The organism is Streptomyces sp. PR69 (assembly GCF_026420845.1).
In the GTDB taxonomy this organism is placed as follows: Bacteria; Actinomycetota; Actinomycetes; order Streptomycetales; family Streptomycetaceae; genus Streptomyces.
The window spans coordinates 39,464-46,454 of record NZ_JAOWCB010000037.1 but is presented as its reverse complement, the minus strand read 5'-3'; the positions used below and the strand labels follow the sequence as shown (position 1 = coordinate 46,454).

The window sequence follows — 6,991 nt, the reverse complement described above, 5'->3', positions numbered from 1 at the left end:
CTGCGTCCGCTGCCGCGCCGGCCGCTCCTCACGAGCGCCGCCGCGCCCGCGGCCCCGGGCGGCTCCCGGCTCGCCGAGGTCCTCGATCTCCTCCGCGGCCAGGCCGGCGCGGATCCGCTCGGCCCGCGGCAGGACGCCCTTGGTCCCCTCGGGGATGCTGAGGTCCGCGTAGAGGTGCGGAGACGTCGAGTACGTCTCGACAGGGTCGTTGAACTCCAGCTCCAGCGCCTTGTTGATCAGCTGCCAGCGGGGGATGTCGTCCCAGTCCACCAGCGTCACGGCCGTGCCGGACGCCCCGGCCCGGCCGGTGCGGCCGATGCGGTGCAGATAGGTCTTCTCGTCCTCGGGCGACTGGTAGTTGATCACGTGGGTGACGCCCTCGACGTCGATGCCGCGCGCGGCGACGTCGGTGCAGACCAGCACATCCACCTTGCCGTTGCGGAAGGCCCGCAGCGCCTGCTCCCGCGCGCCCTGCCCCAGGTCGCCGTGGACCGCGCCGGAGGCGAACCCGCGCTGGGACAGCTGGTCCGCGATATCCGCCGCCGTCCGCTTCGTACGGCAGAAGACCATGGCGAGCCCGCGGCCCTCGGCCTGCAGAATGCGGGCGACCATCTCGGGCTTGTCCATGGAGTGCGCGCGGTACACATGCTGCGCGATGTTCGCGACGGTCGCGCCCTCGTCGTCCGGCGCGGTGGCGCGGATGTGCGTCGGCTGGGACATATACCGGCGGGCGAGACCGATCACCGCGCCCGGCATGGTCGCCGAGAACAGCATGGTCTGCCGCTTCGCCGGAAGCAGCTGGATGATCTTCTCGACGTCGGGGAGGAAGCCCAGGTCGAGCATCTCGTCCGCCTCGTCGAGCACCAGCGCCCGGACATGGGAGAGGTTCAGCTTCTTCTGGCCGGCCAGGTCGAGCAGTCGCCCGGGGGTGCCGACGACGACGTCGACGCCCTTCTTGAGCGCCTCGACCTGCGGCTCGTACGCCCGGCCGCCGTAGATCGCCGAAACGCGCACATTGCGCACCTTGCCGGCGGTCAGCAGATCGTTGGTGACCTGGGTGCACAGCTCACGGGTGGGTACGACCACCAGCGCCTGCGGGGCGTCGGTGAGCTGCTCGGGCCGCGCCCGGCCCGCCTCGACGTCAGCGGGGACGGTGACGCGCTCCAGCAGCGGCAGGCCGAAGCCGAGCGTCTTGCCGGTGCCGGTCTTGGCCTGGCCGATGACGTCGGCGCCGGAAAGGGCGACCGGGAGCGTCATCTCCTGGATCGGGAAGGGAGTGATGATGCCGACGGCTTCGAGGGCCTCGGCGGTCTCGGAGAGGATTCCGAGATCCCGGAAAGTCTTGGGCTGCGTAGTCAGGGTGTTGCCTCTTCTGTGAGACGCGGCACAAGGCGAACGCTGGGGGTCGTACCGCGCCTGGGTACGTGACCGGCCGTGGATTGGCCGGATGACGCGGGACCACTGCCGTCGCTCGAGCGCTTATGCCGCTGAGGGGGCCCCTCATCTGCGGAGGTGCACCGGAGCGCACCGCCCGCGTGGAGGGCGGTCGGGTCGGAGCCGATCGGGCCACCGACCGGGCATCCTCATTCAACAGACGACCTGTCGGGCAGAAAAAAGCATCCATGCTCGGCAGGCTCATTACCACTGTACCCCGGATTCGCGCATCTGTGTTGGCCGAATTCCCGGGGGGTGTGCCCGGCGCCGGTCCGGGAGCTGTTGCGGCGGCCGGGCTGACCAGGTCCTTCCGGTCCGGCGTGAGCGGGCTATTGTGCGGTTCATGGAGACGCCTGACACCGCCGCCGAGCACGCCGCCGAACACACCGGGATCGCCGCCCAGGACTGGGCCGCGGCCTCCGCGGACCCCCAGTACCGCGCCGCGGTGGTGGATCTGCTGGGCGCGCTCGCCTACGGCGAGCTCGCGGCCTTTGAGCGGCTCGCCGAGGACGCGAAGCTCGCGCCCACCCTGGCCGACAAGGCGGAGCTGGCCAAGATGGCGTCCGCCGAGTTCCACCACTTCGAGCAGCTCAGGGACCGGCTCTCGGCGATCGACGAGGAGCCGACCGCCGCCATGGAGCCCTTCGCCCAGGCGCTGGACGACTTCCACCGCCAGACCGCGCCGTCCGACTGGCTGGAGGGCCTGGTCAAGGCGTACGTCGGCGACTCGATCGCCAGCGACTTCTACCGTGAGGTGGCCGCCCGGCTGGACGGCGACACCCGCGCGCTGGTCCTCGCCGTCCTGGACGACACCGGGCACGGCAACTTCGCTGTGGAGAAGGTCCGCGCCGCGATCGAGGCCGATCCGCGCGTCGGGGGGCGGCTGGCGCTGTGGGCCCGCCGGCTGATGGGCGAGGCGCTCTCCCAGGCGCAGCGGGTGGTCGCCGAGCGCGACGCGCTGTCCACGATGCTCGTGGGCGGGGTGGCGGACGGCTTCGACCTGGCGGAGGTCGGCAGGATGTTCTCCCGTATCACCGAGGCGCACACCAAGCGGATGGCCGCGCTGGGCCTGGCCGCCTGACGACCGGCCCCGCCCCCGGCTCCCGCTGCCGCGGGAGCTGACGCTGCGCATGGCGGCGGCCCGGTCAGTATGGCAGGGCGCGTCGCAGACGGCGGCTGCCGGATGGCCGGATCAGCAGCGAGAGCAGTACGGCCCCGATGGCCAGCGCGCCCGCCAGCGTCGCCAGCAGATGGCCCGGGCCGAGCGCCGCATGAGTGACGTACGCGCCGAACAGGGCGCCTGCCGGGCCCGTGGCGTACACCACGCGGCGGGACGGGAGACGGCCGGACAGCTGACGGGCGGCGGCCCAGGACAGGGCGAGTCCGAGCAGGACGGAGCCGAGCACTTCCCAGAGCACTGCTGATCACCTCGCGGACACCGTGCGGGCAATGCGGTCACAGCCCCGTACTACCCGGCGTCAACGGAGGGCAACCCTCCGATGCACCCTCTGCGAGCAGCGCAAAGGCCCCGGCGGATCCGCCGGGGCCTTGCCGAGTCGTGACGCCGCGTCGTGCGTGCTACAGCGCTCCGAACCCGACACGCCGCGCCGTCGGCTCGCCCAGCTCGACATAGGCGATCTTCTCCGACGGCACCAGGACCCTGCGGCCCTTCTCGTCCGTGAGGCTGAGCAGTTCCGTCTTGCCGGCGAGCGCCTCGCTCACCGCGCGCTCGACGTCCTCGGCGGACTGCCCGCTCTCCAGAACGATCTCCCGGGGCGCGTGCTGCACGCCGATCTTGACCTCCACGGCTATGTCCCTCCGAACGGTCAGTGCGGTGCGCGGTCAGCCGCGCCGTACGCAGCACACATTAGCCCGGAGAGAGCACAGGCTACGCCCGGCCCGCGCACGCCAGGAGCGAACAGGCGGGCGGCGGTCGGATACGTCAGCGTCCGTCGGGGTGCGGCTCGCCGCCGTGCAGCGGGAAGCCGGCGATGCCGCGCCACGCCAGCGAGGTCAGCAGCTGCACCGCCTTGTCGCGCGGAATGCCCGACTCGCTGGAGAGCCAGTAGCGGGCGACCACCTGGGAGACCCCGCCCAGGCCCACGGCCAGCAGCATGGACTCCTCCTTGGAAAGGCCGGTGTCCTCTGCGATCACATCGGAGATCGCCTCCGCGCACTGCAGCGAGACCCGCTCCACGCGCTCGCGCACCGCGGGCTCATTCGTCAGATCCGACTCGAAAACCAGCCGGAACGCCCCGCCTTCGTCCTCCACATAGGCGAAGTAGGCGTCCATCGTCGCCGCGACGCGCTGCTTGTTGTCCGTCGTCGACGCAAGCGCTGTGCGCACCGCCTGGAGCAGCGACTCGCAGTGCTGGTCCAGCAGCGCCAGATAGAGCTCAAGCTTGCCGGGGAAGTGCTGATAGAGCACCGGCTTGCTGACGCCGGCCCGCTCGGCGATGTCGTCCATCGCGGCCGAGTGGTAGCCCTGGGCCACAAACACTTCCTGGGCCGCGCCCAGGAGCTGGTTCCTGCGGGCTCGGCGTGGCAGGCGTGTGCCCCGCGGGCGCGCCGCCTCTGTCTGCTCGATGGCTGTCACGCCGCCTCCCATGATCGTTCTATCTGCGCGTGGCACCGCGCGCGGCCATCGTACTTTTGGGTAACGCGGCTGTGCGCGGTGCGAACGCAGAATTTCACGGACCGGACAGTCGGCACAGCTCTCCGACCGTGCACAACGTGCGCACAATCACGGTCAAAGGGTGCATGATCACCGATACTCGTCCTCGTTGAGCGCCACCACCCGGGCCTGCTCCGCGAGGTCGGCCTCATTCGCCTCGTCCTGGGCGACGTCCGTCATCTCGTCATCGCGCTCAGGCCGTACGTCGGTGTGCTGCTCGGCGGCGTCTGCCTCGGGCACTTCCTCGTCGAGGTCCGTGGCCGCGTCGTCCTCGGCGATGTCTTCGAAGGTGTCGGGATCGGTCGGATCGACAGCCATGCGGCACCGCTTTCCATGGAGAGGGCCTCTTCTACGAGACTACGAGCTACCCATGCGCCGCGCTATGCGGTGTGTGACGCCGGACACGCGAGCGGGCGCGTGATCGTCTCGTAACATCGGCGTATGTCTTCGACCGAGCTGCCGGGAGTCCGCGCCGCCGCTGCCGCCGTGGCGGGGCCGAAGGACCGAGCCGTCCGCGTGGCCGACGGAGAGGCGCTGCGCTCCACGATGCTGCCCGGACTGCGGCTCAGCGTCAGATCCAGACCGCCGGTGCGCCCCGGGCTGCCGCCCGCGCTGTACGTCCACGGGCTCGGCGGCTCCTCGCTGAACTGGTCGGAGCTGATGGCCCGGCTCCAAGGCGATGTCGACGGAGAGGCGGTCGACCTCCCCGGCTTCGGCGCCTCCCCGCCGCCGGAGGACGGCGACTACTCGGTCACCGGGCACGCCCGGGCTGTCATCCGCCTCCTCGACGCGGGTGGCCGCGGGCCCGTGCATCTGCTCGGCAACTCCCTGGGCGGGGCCGTGTGCACCCGCATCGCCGCCGTACGGCCCGACCTGGTCCGTAGTCTGACGCTCGTCTCACCCGCCCTGCCCGAGCTGCGGGTGCAGCGCTCCGCCGTGCCGACGGCGCTGCTGGCGGTGCCCGGCGCGGTGGGCGTCTTCCGCAGGCTCACCAGGGGGTGGACGGCGGAGCAGCGCACCCTGAGCGTGCTCGCGCTGTGCTACGGAGACCCCGCGAGGGTCACCGAGGAGGGGCTGCGCCACGCCGTGCAGGAGATGGAGCGGCGGTTGCAGCTCCCGTACTTCTGGGAGGTGATGGCCCGCTCCGCGCGTGGCATCGTGGACGCCTACACGCTGGGCGGTCAGCACGGGCTGTGGCGGCAGGCGGAGCGGGTTCTCGCGCCGACCCTGCTCGTCTACGGAACGCGGGACCGGCTCGTCTCGTACCGTATGGCGCGCAAGGCGGCCGCGGCCTTCCGCAATTCGCGGCTGCTGACCCTTCCGGAGGCGGGGCATGTGGCGATGATGGAGTATCCGGAGACGGTCGCCCAGGCCGTGCGGGGACTGATCGACGACTGCGGTGGAGGCTGATCCGGGGCGTGGGACGGCATAGTCGCAAGGGCCCCGCACCCAAGGGCTCGGACACGGCAGGCGGCAACAGGGCGGCCGGCATATCCGGCGAAGAGCGCGGGGCCGAAGGGGCCGCGGGCGCGGGGAACGGGCGGCGCAGGCGGACCGGCCCCGCCGTACACGACCATCACGCCCCCGCGCCGCCGCCCGGACATCCCGGCGCGTACGACGCCTGGTCCGGGGCCGGGTCTGGTCCGGCCGGCGGCGACTCGGCGCCCTCCCCTGACGACGGCCTCGCCAGAGGCGGGCATCCCCAGCAGTACGAGGCCGGCGGCGGATGGGGCGTCCCGCCCGCGACGCCGCACGGGTACGGACGCGAGCAGGGGGCAGGCCACGAGGCCGGGCGGACGGCGACGGCCGTCGCGCAGCCCCCGCACGGCGGCGCGGGCGGTGCGGGCGCGGCGTTCGTTCCGGGGCCGCGCCGCGAGTTCGTCGAGGCGTTCGACACGTACAAGTCGTTCGCCGGCGCCGACGCCGCTGAGGACGGCGTCGAACAGGCCGACGACGACAGCGATGGCGGGGATGCCGCGGGCGCCGTGGATACGGCCGGCAAGGACGGCGGCAACGGCAGAGGCGGCAGCAAGGGCCGCACCTTCACCGGAATCGCGGCCGCCGCCGTGACCACCGTGCTCGCCGTCGTCGTCGCCGGTCAGGTCGCCGCCGACGGGACGGGCGGAGAGGACGCGTCGCGCGCCGCCGGCCAGGGCCGGAACGCCGAGGAGCGGCCGGGCCGCTCCGAGGACCGGCCGACGCCGTCCGGGGACGGGCAGGCTGCCGCCTCCCCGTCGGCCACGCCGCCCTCCTATGAGCAGCTGATGGCCGAGCAGTTCCCGGTCGACCCGGAGCTGAAGCTGTCGGGCGAGTTCGCGGCGGTGCCCGGGCTCGACAAGGCCCCAGGCAAGGGCCGCAAGGTCCGCTACCGGTTGGACGTCGAGAAGGGCCTCGACCTCGATGCGGCGGTGTTCGCCCGCGCCGTCCAGGAGACCCTGAACGACGACCGCAGCTGGGCACACGGCGGCGCGATGACCTTTGAACGGATCTCCTCCGGGAAGCCGGACTTTGTGATCACGCTGGCCAGCCCGGGCACCACGGCCGTCTGGTGCGCCAAATCCGGCCTGGACACCACCGTCGACAATGTCTCCTGCGACTCGGCGGCGACCGACCGCGTGATGATCAACGCCTACCGCTGGGCGCAGGGCGCCGAGACCTATGGGCCGGACCGGATGCTCGCCTACCGGCAGATGCTGATCAACCATGAGGTCGGGCACCGCCTCGGCCACAACCATGTGAACTGCACGACCCCCGGTGCGCTCGCCCCGGTGATGCAGCAGCAGACGAAGTCCCTGGAGATCAACGGCATCAGATGCCGTGTCAATCCCTGGGTGCACCCCGGCGATTGACGAGGATGCACCGGGCGGGTGAGTCCGCCGGAGG

Annotated in this window: 8 protein-coding genes; 3 read left to right on the top strand and 5 right to left on the bottom strand. The window is 71.9% G+C overall.

What is annotated here, in order from left to right:
- Positions 1 to 1,440, bottom strand: a 1,440-nt coding sequence (locus OF819_RS25425; protein WP_267245971.1) for a DEAD/DEAH box helicase, incomplete at its 3' end; no start/stop codon positions are given.
- 337 nt (positions 1,441 to 1,777) lie between these two features.
- Between OF819_RS25425 and OF819_RS25420 the strand changes: the two genes are divergently transcribed.
- Entirely contained in the window at positions 1,778 to 2,515 is a 738-nt protein-coding gene (locus OF819_RS25420) for a ferritin-like fold-containing protein (protein ID WP_267245969.1), read from the top strand.
- Between the two features lie 64 nt (positions 2,516 to 2,579).
- On the opposite strand, the gene OF819_RS25415 is transcribed toward OF819_RS25420, so the two are convergent.
- The 4 genes from OF819_RS25415 to OF819_RS25400 form a co-directional block, all read right to left on the bottom strand.
- Positions 2,580 to 2,852 carry a hypothetical protein gene (locus OF819_RS25415; RefSeq protein ID WP_267245968.1) on the bottom strand — a complete coding sequence of 91 codons (273 nt, stop codon included), beginning with the start codon at positions 2,850 to 2,852 and terminating at the stop codon, positions 2,580 to 2,582.
- Between the two features lie 160 nt (positions 2,853 to 3,012).
- On the bottom strand, positions 3,013 to 3,240 hold the full coding sequence (locus OF819_RS25410) for a DUF3107 domain-containing protein (protein WP_267245967.1): 228 nt from the start codon (positions 3,238 to 3,240) through the stop codon (positions 3,013 to 3,015).
- A gap of 136 nt (positions 3,241 to 3,376) precedes the next feature.
- On the bottom strand, positions 3,377 to 4,030 hold the full coding sequence (locus OF819_RS25405; RefSeq protein ID WP_267245966.1) for a TetR/AcrR family transcriptional regulator: 654 nt from the start codon (positions 4,028 to 4,030) through the stop codon (positions 3,377 to 3,379).
- Positions 4,031 to 4,198: 168 nt separating this feature from the next.
- A complete protein-coding gene (locus OF819_RS25400; RefSeq protein ID WP_267245965.1) occupies positions 4,199 to 4,426 on the bottom strand; it encodes a hypothetical protein in 228 nt (75 codons plus the stop codon).
- Positions 4,427 to 4,549: 123 nt separating this feature from the next.
- Here OF819_RS25400 and OF819_RS25395 point away from each other — a divergent pair, with 123 nt between their 5' ends.
- On the top strand, positions 4,550 to 5,518 hold the full coding sequence (locus tag OF819_RS25395; RefSeq protein ID WP_267245964.1) for an alpha/beta fold hydrolase: 969 nt from the start codon (positions 4,550 to 4,552) through the stop codon (positions 5,516 to 5,518).
- Between the two features lie 8 nt (positions 5,519 to 5,526).
- A complete protein-coding gene (locus OF819_RS25390; RefSeq protein ID WP_267245963.1) occupies positions 5,527 to 6,957 on the top strand; it encodes a DUF3152 domain-containing protein in 1,431 nt (476 codons plus the stop codon).
- Positions 6,958 to 6,991 lie beyond the last annotated feature (34 nt).

Bases quoted from the DNA above. Each gene is read 5' to 3' on its own strand.
- OF819_RS25420 (WP_267245969.1), top strand. From the start codon at position 1,778: ATGGAGACGCCTGACACCGCCGCCGAGCACGCCGCCGAACACACCGGG.
- OF819_RS25395 (WP_267245964.1), top strand. From the start codon at position 4,550: ATGTCTTCGACCGAGCTGCCGGGAGTCCGCGCCGCCGCTGCCGCCGTG.
- OF819_RS25400 (WP_267245965.1), bottom strand. From the start codon at position 4,426: ATGGCTGTCGATCCGACCGATCCCGACACCTTCGAAGACATCGCCGAG.